At 69.1% G+C, this 16,562-nt stretch carries 15 protein-coding genes; 7 read left to right on the top strand and 8 right to left on the bottom strand.

Features of this window, described 5'->3' with window-relative positions; translation table 11 throughout:
- Window positions 1-77 precede the first annotated feature (77 nt).
- Window positions 78-695 carry a gamma-glutamylcyclotransferase gene (locus H537_RS0119230; protein WP_028999115.1) on the bottom strand — a complete coding sequence of 206 codons (618 nt, stop codon included), beginning with the start codon at window positions 693-695 and terminating at the stop codon, window positions 78-80.
- A 113-nt stretch (window positions 696-808) separates the two neighbouring features.
- On the opposite strand from H537_RS0119230, the gene edd reads away from it, so the two are divergent.
- Both edd and eda read left to right on the top strand, forming a co-directional pair.
- A complete protein-coding gene (edd, locus tag H537_RS0119225) occupies window positions 809-2,617 on the top strand; it encodes a phosphogluconate dehydratase (RefSeq protein WP_028999114.1) in 1,809 nt (602 codons plus the stop codon).
- Window positions 2,608-3,240: a bifunctional 4-hydroxy-2-oxoglutarate aldolase/2-dehydro-3-deoxy-phosphogluconate aldolase gene (gene eda / locus H537_RS0119220; protein ID WP_028999113.1), complete on the top strand. Its 633-nt coding sequence runs from the start codon at window positions 2,608-2,610 to the stop codon at window positions 3,238-3,240. The genes edd and eda overlap by 10 nt, the downstream gene beginning before the upstream one ends.
- Window positions 3,241-3,244: 4 nt before the next feature.
- Here eda and gloA read toward each other — a convergent pair whose 3' ends face one another.
- The gene (gloA, locus tag H537_RS0119215) at window positions 3,245-3,646 is read right to left on the bottom strand and encodes a lactoylglutathione lyase (RefSeq protein ID WP_028999112.1); all 402 of its coding nucleotides are present in this window, start codon (window positions 3,644-3,646) and stop codon (window positions 3,245-3,247) included.
- Between the two features lie 68 nt (window positions 3,647-3,714).
- Complete coding sequence (locus H537_RS0119210) at window positions 3,715-4,503, bottom strand: SDR family NAD(P)-dependent oxidoreductase (RefSeq protein ID WP_028999111.1); 789 nt, start codon at window positions 4,501-4,503, stop codon at window positions 3,715-3,717.
- Window positions 4,504-4,900: 397 nt separating this feature from the next.
- Here H537_RS0119210 and H537_RS44285 point away from each other — a divergent pair, with 397 nt between their 5' ends.
- The 3 genes from H537_RS44285 to H537_RS51400 are packed head-to-tail and all read left to right on the top strand — an operon-like array spanning window position 4,901 to window position 7,790.
- A complete protein-coding gene (locus H537_RS44285) occupies window positions 4,901-6,118 on the top strand; it encodes a cyclic nucleotide-binding domain-containing protein (protein ID WP_169517053.1) in 1,218 nt (405 codons plus the stop codon).
- A 56-nt stretch (window positions 6,119-6,174) separates the two neighbouring features.
- The gene (locus H537_RS0119200; RefSeq protein ID WP_028999110.1) at window positions 6,175-6,939 is read left to right on the top strand and encodes a flagellar motor protein; all 765 of its coding nucleotides are present in this window, start codon (window positions 6,175-6,177) and stop codon (window positions 6,937-6,939) included.
- A 44-nt stretch (window positions 6,940-6,983) separates the two neighbouring features.
- Window positions 6,984-7,790, top strand: a complete 807-nt coding sequence (locus tag H537_RS51400; RefSeq protein WP_441293980.1) for an OmpA/MotB family protein — start codon at window positions 6,984-6,986, stop codon at window positions 7,788-7,790.
- Window positions 7,791-7,831: 41 nt separating this feature from the next.
- Here H537_RS51400 and H537_RS0119195 read toward each other — a convergent pair whose 3' ends face one another.
- From H537_RS0119195 to H537_RS0119175, 5 genes are read right to left on the bottom strand one after another with little or no spacing between them, the layout of a single operon-like run.
- A complete protein-coding gene (locus H537_RS0119195) occupies window positions 7,832-8,794 on the bottom strand; it encodes an MBL fold metallo-hydrolase (RefSeq protein ID WP_051242997.1) in 963 nt (320 codons plus the stop codon).
- A gap of 43 nt (window positions 8,795-8,837) precedes the next feature.
- Window positions 8,838-9,260 (bottom strand): ExbD/TolR family protein, encoded by a 423-nt coding sequence (locus H537_RS0119190; protein ID WP_051242994.1) that lies wholly within the window; start codon window positions 9,258-9,260, stop codon window positions 8,838-8,840.
- Window positions 9,261-9,284: 24 nt separating this feature from the next.
- Window positions 9,285-9,719, bottom strand: a complete 435-nt coding sequence (locus H537_RS0119185) for an ExbD/TolR family protein (RefSeq protein ID WP_028999107.1) — start codon at window positions 9,717-9,719, stop codon at window positions 9,285-9,287.
- Window positions 9,720-9,737: 18 nt separating this feature from the next.
- Window positions 9,738-10,538, bottom strand: a complete 801-nt coding sequence (locus tag H537_RS44280; protein ID WP_084150823.1) for a MotA/TolQ/ExbB proton channel family protein — start codon at window positions 10,536-10,538, stop codon at window positions 9,738-9,740.
- 58 nt (window positions 10,539-10,596) lie between these two features.
- A complete protein-coding gene (locus H537_RS0119175) occupies window positions 10,597-11,313 on the bottom strand; it encodes an energy transducer TonB (RefSeq protein WP_028999106.1) in 717 nt (238 codons plus the stop codon).
- A gap of 186 nt (window positions 11,314-11,499) precedes the next feature.
- Between H537_RS0119175 and H537_RS49510 the strand changes: the two genes are divergently transcribed.
- Both H537_RS49510 and H537_RS0119165 read left to right on the top strand, forming a co-directional pair.
- Window positions 11,500-15,393: a PAS domain-containing hybrid sensor histidine kinase/response regulator gene (locus H537_RS49510; RefSeq protein ID WP_051242992.1), complete on the top strand. Its 3,894-nt coding sequence runs from the start codon at window positions 11,500-11,502 to the stop codon at window positions 15,391-15,393.
- Window positions 15,394-15,449: 56 nt separating this feature from the next.
- Window positions 15,450-16,397, top strand: a complete 948-nt coding sequence (locus H537_RS0119165; RefSeq protein ID WP_028999105.1) for a sigma-70 family RNA polymerase sigma factor — start codon at window positions 15,450-15,452, stop codon at window positions 16,395-16,397.
- Window positions 16,398-16,562: the final 165 nt, after the last annotated feature.

Here is a 16,562-nt window from a genome sequence, read left to right as displayed (position 1 = left end):
CGGGGCGAGCCCGCCGGCTCGTCCCTCCGGCCCTTGCAGGGCTTGAAGGCCGCCTCCCGCAGGCGGCCTTTTTTGTTTCAGCCGCCTTCGATCAGCCGATGCCGGCGCGCCAGCGCCAGCAGCTTCTCGCTCTCGCGGTCCGGCATGCCGTGGCGGCGCAGCGCGGTGGCGGTGTGCACCAGGTAATCCAGCGTGCTGCCGAAGCGCCCGCGCGCGTGGCGCAGGACCTCCAGCAGCTCCTCTTCCGACAGCCGCCCGGTGTAGCTGGGGCTGCGCCGGCTCAGCGTGAAGGCCAATGCCCGCACCGGCCCGCCCGGCGTGTGGCACTTGAGCCAGCGCGGGTCGTAGACGCCGGTGGGCATCTCGCGCGCCCACAGCCGCGTCAGCTCCTCCTCCACCCGTGGCTGCGCCACGCGGTACACCACGCCGCGGCAGGAGCCGCCGGGCAGCAGCGCATAGACCAGCCCCGGCCGCTCCGGCGTGCCGCGGTTGACGCGCGAGCGCATGCGCAGCGCCCGGTGGTAGCCATGCACCTGCGCCGGGCGCTGCTCCTCGGCGTCGAACTCCGGGCGCCAGATCAGCGAGCCGTAGCCGAACACCCACAGGTCGCCGCGATCCCATTGCCGCAGCACCTGCCGCAGCAGCGCCAGCGGATCGCGCAATTGCAGGCTCTCTTGCAGCAGCGTCGGGTCCATGCCGGGCAGCGTAGCGGGTGCAGCGCTTGCCGCGCCTGCGGGTCCGGACCCATTGACGCTGTAACTCGGTTACTTCAGAATGAGTAACCGAGTTACATGAAGCCGCCACGCCCATGAAGACCGCCATCCTCGACATCACCGACCGCATTCGCGAGCGCAGTGCGGCCAGCCGCGGCGCCTACCTGGCGCAGGTGCGGCGCCTGGCCGACCGCAAGCGCGGCAGCGACCGCCTGGGCTGCGCCAATGTCGCGCACGCCTTCGCCGCGCTGCCAAGCAACGACAAGCTGCGCATCGTGGCCGAGCGCGCGCCGCACATCGGCGTGGTCACGGCCTACAACGACATGCTGTCGGCGCACCAGCCCTACGAGAACTACCCCGCGCTGCTGCGCGACGAGGCCCACCGCAACGGCGCCACGCTGCAGGTGGCCGGCGGGGTGCCGGCGATGTGCGACGGCGTCACGCAGGGCACGCCGGGCATGGAGCTGAGCCTGTTCTCGCGCGACACCATCGCCATGGGCACCGCCATCGCGCTGACGCACGACGTCTTCGACGCGGCGCTGCTGCTGGGCATCTGCGACAAGATCGTCCCGGGACTGCTGATCGGCGCGCTGAACTTCGGCCACTTGCCCTGCGTCTTCGTGCCTGCCGGGCCCATGAGCAGCGGCCTGTCCAACACCGAGAAGTCGCACGTGCGCGAGCAGTACGCGCAAGGGCAGGTGGGGCGCGACGAGCTGCTGCAGGCCGAGAGCGCCGCCTACCACGGCCCCGGCACCTGCACCTTCTACGGCACCGCCAACAGCAACCAGATGCTCCTGGAAGCCATGGGCCTGCACGTGCCCGGCGCCGCCTTCATCCACCCGCACGACGGGCTGCGCGAAGACCTCAGCCGCGAGGCGGTGCGCACCGCGCTGTCGCTGGTGCAGCGCAAGCGGAACATCGGCGAGCAGGTGGACGAGCGCGTGATCGTCAACGCCATGGTGGCGCTGCTGGCCACGGGCGGCTCCACGAACCATCTCATCCACTGGGTGGCGGTGGCGCGCGCGGCGGGCATCCGCATCAACTGGACCGATTTCGCCGAGCTCTCCGCCGTGGTGCCGCTGCTGGCGCGGGTCTACCCGAACGGCAGCGCCGACGTGAACCAGTTCCAGCAGGCCGGCGGCCCCGGCTTCGTGCTGCGCGAGCTGCTGGAGGCGGGCTGCCTGCACCCGGACGTGCTGACCGTGGCCGAGGGCGGCATCGGCGCCTACACGCAGGTGCCGGTGCGCCAGGAGGGCAAGCTGGCCTGGAGCGCGCTGCCGCCGTCGCCCATCGACCCGTCCGTGGTGCGCACCCACGGCGCGCCGTTCTCCGCCAGCGGCGGGCTTAAGCTGCTTACGGGCAACCTGGGCCGCTCGGTGATCAAGGTCTCCGCGGTGCCGCAGGACCGCCACGTCGTCGAGGCGTCGGCGCGGGTGTTCGACTCGCAGGAGGCGCTGATGGCCGCCTTCAAGGCCGGCGAGCTGGAGCGCGACTTCATCGCCGTGGTGCGCTTCCAGGGTCCGCGCGCCAACGGCATGCCCGAGCTGCACAAGCTCACGCCGCCGCTGGCGGTGCAGCAGGGCAAGGGCTTCAAGGTGGCGCTGGTGACCGACGGGCGCATGAGCGGCGCCTCCGGCAAGGTGCCCGCCGCCATCCACGTCACGCCCGAGGCCTTGGACGGCGGCCCGCTGGCGCTGGTGCGCGACGGCGACCTGATCCGCCTGGACGCCGAGGCCGGCACGCTGCAAGCGCTGGTCGACGACGCCACCTGGGCTGCGCGCCAGCCTGAAACCATCTCTCCGGAACAGGCCGTGGACAACGGCCACGGCCTGGGCCGCGAGCTCTTCGGCGGCATGCGCCGCAACGTCAACAGCGCCGAGGAGGGCGCCTGCACATGGCTGTAACCAACCCCATCGAGCTGGCCGGTTTCGGGCCGGTCATCCCCGTGATCGTCATCCAGCGCCTGGAAGACGCCGTGCCCATGGCGCAGGCGCTGGTCGAAGGCGGCGTGCGCGTGCTGGAGGTGACGCTGCGCACCCCGGTGGCGCTGCAGTGCATGGAGGCCATCGCGCGCGAGGTGCCCGACGCCATCGTGGGCGCCGGCACCGTGCGCACGGTGGCCGACGCCCGCGCCGCGCGCGACGCCGGCTGCCAGTTCGCCGTCACGCCGGGCTACGTTTCGGAGATCGGCCTGGAGTGCCGCGAGATCGGTCTGCCGCTGCTGCCCGGCGTGGCCACGGCGACCGAGGTGATGGCCGCCAACGCCGACGGCTTCAGTTTCCTGAAGTTCTTCCCGGCGACGGCGGCGGGCGGCATTCCGATGCTCAAGGCGCTGGGCGGTCCCTTCGCGGACGTGGCCTTCTGCCCCACCGGCGGCCTGACGCCGCAAAACGCGCCGGACTTCCTGGCGCTGCCCAACGTGAAGGTCTGCGGCGGCTCCTGGCTCACGCCGGCCGACGCGGTCGCCGCGGGCGACTGGGCGCGCATCACGCAGCTGGCTCGGGAGGCGCAGGCGTTGAGGGGATGAGTCTTCAGGTCCCCCGCTGGATCAGCTCGACCTTGTAGCCGTCCGGGTCCGTGATGAAGGCGATGACGGTGTTGCCGCCCTTGACCGGGCCAGGCTCGCGCGTGATGGCGCCGCCCAGCGCGGCAGCCTTCTCGCGCACCGCGGCGCAGGTGGCGGCCACGTCTTCCACGCCGATGGCGATGTGGCCGTAGGCGCTGCCCAGCTCGTATTTCTCGACGCCGTAGTTGTAGGTCAGCTCGATCTCGGCCTGCCCCGGGTTGCCGCCGCCGTAGCCGACGAAGGCCAGGTCGTACTGCTGCTCGGGCCGCTTCGTGGTGCGCAGCAGCTCCATGCCCAGCACCTGCGTGTAGAAGTCGATGGAGCGCTGCAGGTTGCCCACGCGCAGCATGGTGTGAAGGAATCGCATCGGAGAGTCCTGCTCTGGTGTTGCCAAGGGAGCGGGCGAGTGTGCCAGCCGGCTCCCGCCCCCGGTCCTCAGGCGGGCATCGTGTAGTTCAGCGCCATGCGCCCGCCGTCCACCACGACGATCTCGCCGGTGACGTAGCTGGCCGCGTCGCTCAGCAGGTACGCCACCGTGTCCGCCACCTCGTCGGGCTCGCCCAGGCGGCCCATGGGCGTGCGGCTCAGGATGCGCGCCTTGGCCTCCTCGCTGGTCAGCACCGCCTGGCGCGCCAGCTCGGTGGCGATGGTGCCCGGCGCCACCGCGTTGACGCGGATGCGCTGCTTCACCAGCCCCAGCGCCATGGCGCGCGTGAGCTGGTCGATGCCGCCCTTGCTGGCGTTGTAGCTGGCGATGGTCGGGATGGCGGTGCGCCCGTTGACCGAGCTCATGTTCACGATCGCCCCGCCCGTGCCCTGGCGCACCAGCTCGCGCGCCACCGCTTGTCCGACCAGGAAGGCGCCCTTGAGGTTGACGCCGATGACGGCGTCCCAGTCCGCCTCCGTGATGTCCAGGAACTCCGCGGCGCGGAAGATGCCGGCGTTGTTCACCAGCCCGTCCACGCGCCCGAAGAAGGTGAGCGTTGCCGCCATGGCGGCCTGCACCTCGGAGGCACTGGACACGTCGCAGCGCTGGTAGAGCGCCCGGGCGTCCTCGCTGCCCAGCTCCGCCGCCAGGGCACTGCCGGCCTCGTCGTGCAGGTCCCACAGCGCCACGCGCGCCCCGTCCCCCGCCAACCGCCGCGCGCAGGCCGCGCCGATGCCCTGCGCCGCGCCCGTGACCACGAACACCCGTTCATCCAGTCCAAAGCCGATGTCTGCCATGTGAACCGCCTCCCGTGATGGATCGGAAAGCCAGTCTAGGCGCTGCCGGGGAAGGGTTTCGGCCAAAGGCCTGCGGCCTGCGCACGGGCGCGGTCGCTGCAGGGTCGCGTGATTCCCGCCTTTTATTGAGCTGGAAATCAGCTGGCGGCGGCCCCTCTGCCGCAGTCCTCATGCCACTCATGCTGCGCGGAAAAATTAAAGTCGTGAATTAATGCCGAAATTAATTTCGTGGCGCTGCGGGTGCTATGCATTACCCTTAACCTGCCTCAACTTGTCGGCAAATGTGCCGATACGCACGTCGTGTGGTTGTGACCAGACTGATGATGCCGTCACTTATAAGCATCTTGGCACTGCCATCTTGTCCGCTGGCTTTCTGGAGTTTCGTAGGGGTTTAATGGTGAAACAAGTTTCGGTGCGCTTGAAAACTGTGTCGCCTGGAGAAGTTATTTTTTCGGAAGGCTATGTCGGCGTCCCTGCCATGTACGTGATCAAGGACGGGACAGTCGAAATGTCGGTCAGCCGTGGGGACGCAAGAATTGTGCTGGCGACCTTGGGCAAAGGGCAGTTTTTCGGTGAAAGCTCCCTCGTGTCATCCGGTCCCCGCCACTGCACCGCCAAGGCATTGAGCTATTGCGAACTGCAAATTGTTGAGCCGTCTTACCTCCAGGACATGATAGACAGCGCTCCGGCAATCTTGAAGCATATGCTGCGCTCTCTGATCCTGTCCGGTACGAAAAAGGACGAGCTGCTTGCTACTCACGAGAATATGCAGGCACGTCCGGACATCCTCAGCTATGCCCATATTCTCACGTTGATGGCAACGTCTGACGCTCGAGTCAGGCAGTCCAGCGATTACCGGGAAGCAGTAACCACACTTCAAGTTGCCGAGGTGGTACGGAAATGCCGAGACATTACTGGTCATACTCGTCACCATGTGGTGGCCACTCTCAAGCGCATGGCCATGCTCAACCTTGTCACCTTGAGCGGTGCCTATCATGAGGCAGCCCTGAATGAGGTGCTGAACGGGGCGCAAACATTGTCTTTCAATATGGCGAATATTGTGCTAAGGGCAGAGGAGCTGACCAAGCACAATTTGGAAGACAAACTCCACGCCGAGCAGGAGATGATAGAGATCGTTGATCTCGAAGCGCTGACCGGCGTGAGTCGAGACCTGCTGCTCAGAAAGCTGGCTCACGGGGAAATCGCTGACGAGATATTTGCTTTTCGGCGCTCCGAAGTGCTGCGGGTCATTGCTGAAAAGGGAAAAACCTACTTTTCAAAGCGGCAGTCCAATCATGAGATGTACTCGGTTGACGATTTGATCACGGTCGACAAGAGAATTCTTTTCGAGGCATTGAGCAGCTTCGATGATTTCGACTTGGCCAGGCTGTTCCAGCACATCACGGACCGCGCCGTGCGCGATAGATTGTTTTCCTGCATGGCCAAGGCAAAGCGGGAAGAGATCGAAACGCTGATGCAAGAAGGCGCAGGCGGCGATGCGGAAGAGATAGAGCACATCGAGCAGTCCCTGCTTGAAACGGTGAAGGCCTTGCGCCGCCCGGTCGGTACGCCGGCAGGGTTTGGGATGGATGACGGTAGTACCGCATCGAACTGATGCAAGCCTTCAATTGCTGAACGCAAGATCAATCTGAACAGCGGGGTCACAAGGCCATGGATTTTTTGACGCTTGCCGGAGCCCTTGTTGCCCTGGCTGCAATTGGGCTGGGCTTTGCTTTGGAAGGCGGCCAAATGGCCGTTCTGTTTCAAGCACAGGCTTTCCTGATCGTGGTGGGAGGCACCATAGGAGCCGTGATGATCCAGAATACCTGGACACGTTTCCTCGACGGGTTGAAGCAGCTTCGCTGGGCATTCTCCACTCCCAAGCCGGTGGATCAGAAAGATCTGACCCGGCTCCTCGAATGGGGCCGCAAGGCCAAAATGGAAGGGTTGCTGGGGCTGGAGTCCATCAATACGAAGGGCATCAGCGGGTTTGCAGCCCGGGGAATACAGTTGCTGGCCAATGGAGTCCCCAGCGTCGTCATTGACGACGCCCTGAACAGGGAGCTCGAAGCCTATGAACGCAACCAGATGGCCGCTGCGAAAATATGGTCGCAAGCGGGCGGTTATTCGCCGACGTTCGGCATCGTCGGTGCGGTGCTAGGTCTTATTCAAGTTACCAGCCATATCGCCGAGCCGACGGAACTGGGCAAGGGTATTGCAGTGGCATTTGTCGCCACGTTGTACGGTGTCGGTTTTGCCAATCTCGTCTACCTGCCGCTCTACGGAAAAGTCAAGGCGCAGATCGACAATGAGATCCTGTATCGAAGGCTGTATCTTGATGGGATCATGGCCATATCCCGCAAGGAGTCGCCGAAGACCATAGAAACTCGTCTCCTTGGAGACATAAGGCAGCGGGCCAACGAAGTGCTGACCTGAGCAAGTGCCTGTGCATTGGCGCGTGGGATGCCCCTGTAGATCATTTGCCTTTCTCGCAAAATACCGTGTCAGACAATAGTCAAACATCGCCGGTGTCTTCGGCCCAGGCGGCCCCGCCAAAAAGGGTGCCTGCGCAGGCGCCCTTGGCAGGGCCTGAGGCGGCGTCGTCCTACAGCACTATCTTCGATCGACGCCGGCTCCGGTCCCAACGCGAGAAGGATCAGGAAGAGTCCAATTCGGAGCGCTGGCTGGTGTCTTATGCAGATTTCATCACCTTGGTGATGGTGCTGTTCATGATGCTGTACGCGCTGCAGTTGGTGAAGGCCAAAGGCGCGGTGTTGAGCGAGTTGCGTAACCGCGACAGCGGCCAGGTGGCATCAGAAACTCAAAAGATTGCCCCTGGCCCATCACCGAGAGAGAAGGCAGCGGATCTCATGGCGCATTTGCGCGCGCTGCGGGATGGTGGCGAAATCAAGTTGTCTGAAAGTGCAAAGGGCGTGGAAATAGAGATCAACGCCCGGATGCTGTTCACTTCCGGAGATTCGCGCCTGTTGCCCCAAGCGGTTCCTGTCTTGAAGAACATCACCGCAGCCCTGGGCCGGTTTTCTCCCGGCAATATTCTGGTCGAAGGGCATACAGACAGCGTGCCTATTTCAAACGGCCGATTCGAATCGAATTGGGAACTTTCTTCTGCACGGGCAGGGGCCGTTGTGCGGTATTTTGTTGACCATGGCATAGAGCCTTCGAGGCTCATCGCGATGGGACGCTCCGACAACGTCCCCGCTGCCTTGGGAACCGATCCTGAATCCTTGGCCGCCAACCGGCGTGTCACCATATTGGTGCAATATTGAGGCGCCCGGCCACGACCAAGGCAAAGGCTGAGCGCTGGTTTTCAGCCCACCGACTTGGCTTCCTTGTCGAGCCAAACCTCAATTCCCTGCGCATTCAATTCCAGATCCATTTCCAGCAACTGATGGATTTGCGCGTCTGAAAGCGCGCACCCATGCGCCCGCAGGCTGCCCAGGTAGAGGTCGAAGAGGCCGGCCTTGAGCGCCTCATGCCGCCCGGCCCCCGCCGGCACCTGGTGCGCCAGCGCCACCATCCCGTCCAGCAGTTCCAGGAAGAGCGATTGCAGCCGCGGCACCTCCCGCACGGCGGCGAAGTGGGTGAGGTAGAGCTTTTCGGGCTGCAGCGCCGCGATGCGGTTCACCGAGTCGCGCAGCGGCCCCGGCTCGAACTGCACCGGCGTGGAGGTGGGAAACACCCAGGCCTTTCCAGCCACGTCGAATTCCCGGTAGCTCAGCCCGAAGGTGTCGCCGGTGAACACGCCGCGGCTGGCTTCGTCCCACAGGCAGTGGTGGTGGCGCGCGTGGCCCGGCGTGTCCAGCACGCGCAGCGCGCGGCCGGCCAGCTTCAGCGACATGCCTTCTTCGGTGGTCTTCACGCGCGCGGCGTCCACCGGCACCAGGCGGCCGTAGGAGCGGTCCATCTCCTCCTGCCCGTAGACGGCCAGCGCGCCCTGGTACAGCACGCGCGGGTCGATCAGGTGGCGCGCGCCGCGCGGGTGCGCCCACAGCGTGGCCGCAGGCAATTCCTGCATCAGCAGTCCCACGCCGCCCGCATGGTCCAGGTGCACGTGCGTCGGGATCACCATCTCCACCGCCTCGCGCGCCACCCCCAGCGCGTCCAGCGCGCCCAGCAGCCGCGGCACCGCGAAATTGGTGCCGGTGTCGACGAAGGCGGCGCGGCCGTCCTGCACCAGCAGCCAGGCGGCATCGAAACCCTCGCGCTGGAATCCGGTGTCGATGGCGTACACGCCGTCGCCGATGGGCTGGATGTAGGAGGGCAGGCTCATGGAATACGTCTCGTCGGGTGTTCGGGGTCGTGCGCGCGGCGCCTCAGGGCAGGAACTGCTCGTTGCCCACCAGCGCGATGCGCGTGGCGCGCTGGCGCTGCGCCGCGGCCAGTACGCCGGCCACCGCTGCGTAGGGCACGGCGCGGTCGGCGCGCAGGTGCAGCTCGGGCTGCGGCGTCTGCGCCGCCGCGGCGCCCAGCCGCGCCTCCAGCGCCGCGTGGTCCAGCACTTCGCCGTTCCAGCTCACGCTGCCGGCGGCGTCCACGTCGATGCGCACGATGGTCGGCGGCGTGGGCGGCGCCGATGGGGCGGCCACCGGCAGCTCCATCTTCACCGCGTGGGTCTGGATCGGGATCGTGACGATGAACATGATCAGCAGGACCAGCATCACGTCGATCAGCGGCGTGGTGTTGATCTCGGCCATCAGGCCGTCGCCGTCACCGTCGTCGCGAAACTGCATCGCCATCGGCGTCTCCTTTAGGGGCCGGTCTCAGCGCCCGCCCGTCGGCGTGGGCTCGGTGATGAAGCCGACCTTGCGGATGCCCACCTTCTGGCACACCGCCACCAGCCGGCCCACGGCCTCGTAGCGCGCGGCCATGTCGCCGCGGATGTGCACCTCGGGCTGCGGGTCCTGCGCCGCCACGGCGCGCAGCCGCGCCTGCAGCGCGTTGACGTCCAGCGGCTCCAGGCCCCAGTACAGGGCGCCGTCGCGGTCCACCGCCAGCACGATGTTCTCGGGCTTGGTCTGCGTGGGCTGGTTGCGCTCCTTGGGCAGCTCCAGCTTGATGCTGGCCGTCACCACCGGCACCGTGATCAGAAAGATGATCAGGAGCACCAGCATCACGTCCACCAGCGGCGTGGTGTTGATGCTGGCGATCACCGCGTCCTCGTCGCCGCCGTCCTGCGGCGCCACGCCCATGGCCATGGCCGCGCTCCGTAGCGGTCAGCGCTTGCCGGCCAGCAGCACGCTGTGCAGGTCGCTGCCGAAGCCGCGCACCCGCTCCATGGCCGCCTTGTTGCGCCGGATCAGCCAGTTGTAGCCCATGACCGCGGGCACGGCGACCGCGAGGCCGATGGCGGTCATGATCAGCGCCTCGCCCACCGGGCCGGCCACCTTGTCGATGCTGGCCTGGCCGCTGATGCCGATGGCGGTGAGCGCGTTGTAGATGCCCCAGACAGTGCCGAACAGGCCCACGAAGGGCGCGGTGGAACCGACGGTGGCCAGGAAGGCCAGCCCGTCCTGCAGCCGGCTGGCGACGTTGTCGATGGCGCGCTGGATCGACATGGAGATCCAGGTGTGGCGGTCGATCTGCTCGGTGAGCTTGCCCTCGTGGTGCTCGCTGGCCTTCAGGCCCGCCTCGGCGATGAAGCGGAAGGCGCTGCCGTCCTGCAGCGTCTGCGTGCCGGCGTGCACGCTGTCGGCGTTCCAGAAGCTGCGCCCCGCGGCCTCGGCGCTCTTCATCAGCCGGTGCTGCTCGGCGAGCTTGGTGAAGATGACGTACCAGCTGCCCATGGACATCAAGAGCATCAGCACCAGCGTGCCGCGCGCCACCACGTCGCCCTGGCGCCACATCGCCTGCAGCCCATAGGGGTTCTCCACCACCTCCTGTTGCACGGCGCCCGGCGTGGCGGGCGCGGCGGTGGCCGCCGGGGCCGACGCCGTTTGCGCGCCGGCGTGCAGGCACACGGCCAGCAGTCCCGCGCTCAGCAGCCGGGGCCAGAAGGATCGGTTCTTGGAAGGCATGTTCGGGAGACGGGTGCGAAGGAGATAGGGGAATCGGATCGGCGCGTCGGCGCGGGGCTCAGTCCAGCAGCTTCCACACGTACTCGACGCGCGACCAGGAGCGCTCGGGCTGGCCGTTGACGGTGCCGGGCTTGAAGCGGCACTGCGACAGCGCCTCCACCGCCAGCCGGTCGAGCATCTTGTGCTCGCGCGTGCCGCCGGAAGAGCGGTCGATGCGGCTCTCCAGCACGTGGCCGTCGGTGTCGATGAGGAAGCTGATCAGCGTCGAGCCCTGGGCCTCGGCGCGGCGCGCCGCGGCGTTGTATTCAGGCTTGGCGCAGCCGGAGAAGTTGATGACGGGCGCCGTGCGCTGCACCGGCGCCGGCGGCGCGGGCGGGGCCTCGGCCGGCGGGGCGGGGGGCGCGGGCGGGGCCGGCGGCGGCGCCACCGGCACGCTGGTGATGGCCGGCGCCTGCGGCGCGGGGCGCTGTACTTCAGGCACCGGCACCACCGCGGGCGGCGGCGGCGCGGGCGCGGGCCGGGGCGGGGCGGCACGCGGCGGCGGCGGGGCCGGGCGCGGTGGCGGAGGGGGCGGGGGAGGAGGTGGTGGCGGCGGTGGCGGGACGGGCTTCGGCTCGTCCAGCAGCACGGCCATCACCGGCGCCTTGACCACGTCCACCACCTTGCGCGCAAGGCCCGTGACCAGCGCGTAACCCAGCAGCAGGTGCATCAGCAGCACGGCGGCGATGCCGGCCAGGTGGCGTGCAGGGTTGCGTTGCTGGCGGGCGAAATCCACGGGTCGGGCGGCTTCGGGGGCCGAATCGGTCGGGTCAGGCGGGCGCGGCGGGCGCGCGGCGAAAGCGCGGCACTATAGCTCGCGCCGCCAGAGGGGCATGGCAACGCGCTTGTCGTTGGCTTGCGCCGTCGCGCATAGTCGGTTGCATTCATAAGAAACCCGGACGCCTCCGGGAGAAACCCAGACATGGCTGAACGCACGAGCGTCGAGACGACCCCTGATGCCGACGCCCGCGCGGCCCTGTGGAAGCCCCTGCTGCTGCTGGCGGTGCTCACGCTGGCGCTGACGCTGCTGGGCGTGTGGGCGCTGTACCGCCAGGACGAGGCGCGCGAGGCGGCGCGCCTGGAGGCCGTGGCCGAGCTGCGCGCCAACCAGGTGCTGAGCTGGCTGGACGACACGCGCCGCGCCGCGCGCTTCCTGGGCACCAGCCGCCCGCTGGCGGAGCTGTTCCTGCAGTGGCGGCAGGAAGGCAGCGAGGCGGCCCGGGACACCTTCCGCGAGCGGGTGCTGAGCTACCGCGAGGTCATCGCCGCGAGCGACGTGCTGGTGGTGGATCCGCGGGGCCAGGCGCTGCTGCACCAGGATGACGGCGCCGGGCCGTTGCCGCCGCCGGCGCCGCTGCGCTCGGCCATCGAGCGCGCGCTGGGCAGCGGCGAGGTCCAGCACAGCGGCCTGTACTTGCACGAAGGCGCGCCGCAGCCGCTGCGCCTGGACATCGTGATGCCGCTGGTCTTCAGCGGCTCGCCGGCGCCGGCGCTGCTGGTGTTCCGGATCGATCCGCATGCCCAGCTCTACCCGCTGCTGGCGCGATGGCCCGTGCCCAGCGACACGGCCGAGACGGTGCTGTGGCGCCGCGTGGGCGACCAGGCCGAGGCGCTGGCACCGCTGCATGCCGATGCCCAGGCGCCGCTGCGGCTGCGCCGCCCGCTGCGGCAGGCGGACTGGGTGCTGGGCCGGGCGATGCAGGGCGGCGGCGGGCCGCAGTCCGCGCCCGATCTGCACGACTACCGCGGCGTGCCCGTGCTGGCCGCCTGGCGCGTGGTGCCCGGCACGGACTGGCTGCTGGTGGCCAAGATGGACCGCACCGAGGCGCTGGCGCCCACGCAGCGCCTGGGCGCGAGCATCGGCGCGGCGGCCGCGGCACTGCTGGCCGCCGCCGCGGCGGCGCTGTTCCTGCAGCGCCAGCGCCGCACGCTGGAAGGGTCGCGGCGCCTGGCCGCGGCGCAGCACGAGCGGCTGCAGGCGCTGGCGCTGCTGGAGGCGGTCTCCGAGAACTCCACCGATGCCATCTTTGCCAAGGACCTGCAGGGCCGCTACCTGATGTGCAACCGCGAGGTGGCGCGCGCGCTGGGGCATGAAGCCGACCAGGTGATCGGCCGCGACGACCGCGCGCTGCTGGCGGCCGAGGACGCGGCGCAGGTGCGCGCCAACGACGCGCGCGTGCTGGCGGAGGGCGCCGTCTCCACCTGCCTGGAGCACGTCGCCACCCCGCACGGCGCCCGCACCTACCAGTCCACCAAGGGGCCGCTGCGCGATGGGGCGGGGCATGTCATCGGGCTTTTCGGCGTCGCGCGCGACATCACCGAGCTGCACGCGACGCAGGTCCGGCTGCGCCGGCTGTCGCTGGCGGTGGAGCAGAGCCCCAACGGCGTCGTCATCACCGACGGCGCGGGGCTGGTGCGCTACGCCAACGCGGCCTGGGCAGCGCTGGCGGGCAAGCCGGCCGAGGCCTTTCTGGGCCGCGGCCTGCGCGAGTCCGGCCTGCGCCTGGCCGGCGAGGCGCTGTGGGTGGCGCTGGAGACCGGCGAGCCCTGGACGGGCGAGGTGCGGCTGGACGTGCGCGCTGGCGAGCCGCGCGACCTGGTCGTGCGCCTGGCGCCGATCCAGCATCCCGAGGAGCGCGAGCGCGAGCTGCTGTTCGTGTTCGAGGACGTGACGGCGCTGCGCCGCCAGGCCGCCGAGCTGGCCCAATCCCGCGACCTGCTGGAGCGGCGCGTGGCCGAGCGCACCCGGCAGCTGGCGGACGCCAACCTCTCGCTGCGCGTGCAGGCCGAGGAGGTGGCCACGCTCTACAACCGCGCGCCCTGCGGCTACCACTCCACGGACGGGGACGGCCTCTTCGTCGCCATCAACGACACCGAGCTGGCCATGCTCGGCTACCGGCGCGAGGAGTTGGTCAACCGGCTGCGCCTGGTGGACCTGATCACCCCGGCGCAGCGGCCGCTGTTCGCCCAGTACCGCGCGCAGCTGGAGCGGCTGGGCACGCTGCGCGGGCTGGAGTACGACCTGGTGCGCAAGGACGGCAGCGTGCTGCCGGTGGTGGTGGACGTGGCCTGCGAGCTCGACGCCCAGGGCCGGCTGCTGCGCACCCGCGCCACCATGTTCGACAACCGCGAGCGCAAGGCGCGCGAGGTGGAGATCCAGGCGCTGACGGCGCGGCTGGCGCAGCGCGCTGACGAGGCCGAGGCGGCCAACCGGGCCAAGAGCGCGTTCCTGGCCAGCATGGGCCACGAGATCCGCGCCCCGCTCAACGGCGTCAACGAGCTGATCCACCAACTGCGCCGCGACGAACTCACGGCCGCGCAGGCCGACGCGCTGACCCGGATGGAGGGCGCCGCGCGGCACCTGCTGGGCGTGATCGACGGCGTGCTGGACCTCTCCAGGATCGAGGCCGGCAAGGTGGAGCTGGAGCGCGCGGACTTCCGCCTCGACGACCTGCTGGCGCGCAGCTGCGCGCTGGTGGCCGAGCGCGCGCGGGAGAAGAACCTGGAGCTGGTGGTGGACAGCACCGGGCTGCCCGATGCGCTGCACGGCGACCCCGCGCGGCTGTCGCAGGCGCTGGTGAACCTGCTGGGCAACGCCGTGAAGTTCACGCACCAGGGCATGGTGCTGCTGCGCGCGGAGCAGCTGCGCCGCGAGGACGAGGAGCTGCTGGTGCGCTTCGAGGTGCGCGACACCGGCGTCGGCATCGCCCCCGAGCCGCAGGCGCGGCTGTTCCAGGCTTTCGATCAGGCCGAAAGCGGCGGCACGGGGCTGGGGCTGGCCATCACGCGGCGCCTGGTGCGGCTCATGGGCGGCGAGGTGGGGCTGGACAGCGTGCCGGGGCAGGGCAGCCGCTTCTGGTTTGCGCTGCCGCTGCGCGTGGCGCGCGGCGTGCCCACGCCGCTGCTGCCGCCGGGGCTGCAGGGCCGGCGCGCGCTGCTGGTGGACGATTTGCCCGAGGCGCGCGAGGCCATGGAGCAGATGCTGCGCGTCATGGGATTGCGCGTGGATCAGGTGGACTCGGGCTCGCAGGCGCTGCAGGCCATGCAGGCCGCGCAGCAGCGGCACCAGCCCTACGAGCTGCTGCTCATCGACTGGCAGATGCCGGGCATGGACGGGCTGCAGACCCTGCAGCAGCTGCGCCGCCTGGGCGGCGAGCTGCCGCCGAGCCTGCTGGTGACGGCGCACGACCCGGAGATGGTGGAGCCCGCGGCGCAGCGCGCGGGCTTCTCGGCGGTGCTGATGAAGCCGGTGACGGCCTCCACGCTGCTGGACCGGCTGGTGCATCTGCCGCTGCCGGCCCCCGCGGCGGCGCCGCCCTCGCTGCCGCCCGTGCCGCGCCCGGTGCCTGCACCGGCGACGGTGGCCCCGGCCGCGCCGGCCGACGCGCCGCCCGTGCCGGTGGCGGGCGCGGCGGCGGCGCTGCGCGCGCGCTTCGGCGGCACGCCGGTGCTGCTGGTGGAGGACAACCCCGTCAACCGCGAGCTGGCCATGGAGCTGCTGCGCTACGCGGGCTTCGAGGTGGATTACGCGGAGGACGGCGCGCAGGCGCTGCAGAAGGTGCGCGAGCGGCCGCACTACGCGCTGGTGCTGATGGACATGCAGATGCCGGTGATGGACGGGGTCGAGGCCGCGCGCGCCATCCGCGCGCTGCCCGAAGGGGAGCGCTTGCCGATCCTGGCCATGACGGCCAACGCTTTCGCCGAGGACCGCGCCGCCTGCATGGCCGCGGGCATGAACGACTACATCTCCAAGCCCGTCAACCCGTCGCTGCTGTACGCCACGCTAGAACGGTGGCTCGATCCGGCCAACTCCTGACGTTCCTCATGACACATCACCGCCTTCCAAGAGGATGCGGGGCCTAGAATCGGCTCATGGTTCTCCCTATGCATGGCGTGCCGTCGGCGCTGATCGCCCGCAACGAGTCCTGGGTGCGCAAGCAGGCCCAGGCCCTGGTACGTCACCTGCCGGCCAACGTCGAGAAAGCCGACCTGATCCAGGTCGGCCTCATCGCCGTGGCGCAGGCGGCGATGAGCTTCGAGTGGGAGGGGGACCGCGACACCGAAGAGGCCAAGGAAGCCTTCGTGCGCTATGCGCGCATGCGGGTCAAGGGCGCGATGCTCGACGAGCTGCGCCAGATGGACCACCTGGGCCGCGGCCAGCGGCGCAAGGTCAAGATCATCCAGATCGCGCGCGAGCGCTGGCGCGCCACCAACGGCGGCGAGCCCACGCTGGCGCAGTTGAGCAAGGTGTGCGGCCTGAGCGTGGAGGAGATCTCCGCGCTGGAGATGCTGGACCAGGCCGGGCGCATGCGCAGCAGCAGCGGGCCGGATTCGGAGTACGAGGAGCACCACTACGAGTTCCACCCCGCCACCGAGAAGGAAGAGGTGGAGGCCCGGGTGGACACCAGCATCGTGATGCGGCACCTGGAGAAGTTCTTCGCGCAGCTGCCCGAGCGCGACCGCCAGGTCATCGACTCCTACCTGGGCGTGGGCATGTCGCCGGTGGAACTGGCGGCTTCGCTCAAGGTCACGCCCTCGCGCGTGTCGCAGCTCTACAAGTCGGTGCTGCAGCGCATCTCGACGCATTTCGGCCACCAGCCCGGGCAAAGCCGCGCGGCCGACCGCGTGCCCGCCGTGGCGGCCAAGCAGTTCGAGGAGCTGGTGGTGCAGCGCGAGAAGGAGCTGGAAACCCTGCCCACCGACGGGCCGTGGGGCGAGCTCATCGAGAACGTGCTCACCAAGCCCAAGGAACAGTTCGGCGCACCGCCGGACGACGACGACGGGCGCATCTCCGTCAGCAGCTCCACGCGCTGGGGCTGACCCAAAGCAAAGGGGCCCTTCCGGGCCCCTTGTGCTTCATGGGAGCGTCCCGGCGCGGGGACGTCCCTCAATGCGTCAGCAGCGCTCGAAGATGGCCGCGATGCCCTGGCCGCCGCCGATGCACATCGTCACCAGCGCGTAGCGGCCCTGGATGCGCTGCAGCTC

It is taken from the genome of Azohydromonas australica DSM 1124, from assembly GCF_000430725.1.
GTDB lineage: Bacteria > Pseudomonadota > Gammaproteobacteria > Burkholderiales > Burkholderiaceae_C > Azohydromonas > Azohydromonas australica.
Note: the sequence above shows the minus strand (reverse complement) of the source record. Positions and strands in the feature narration are given on the sequence as shown.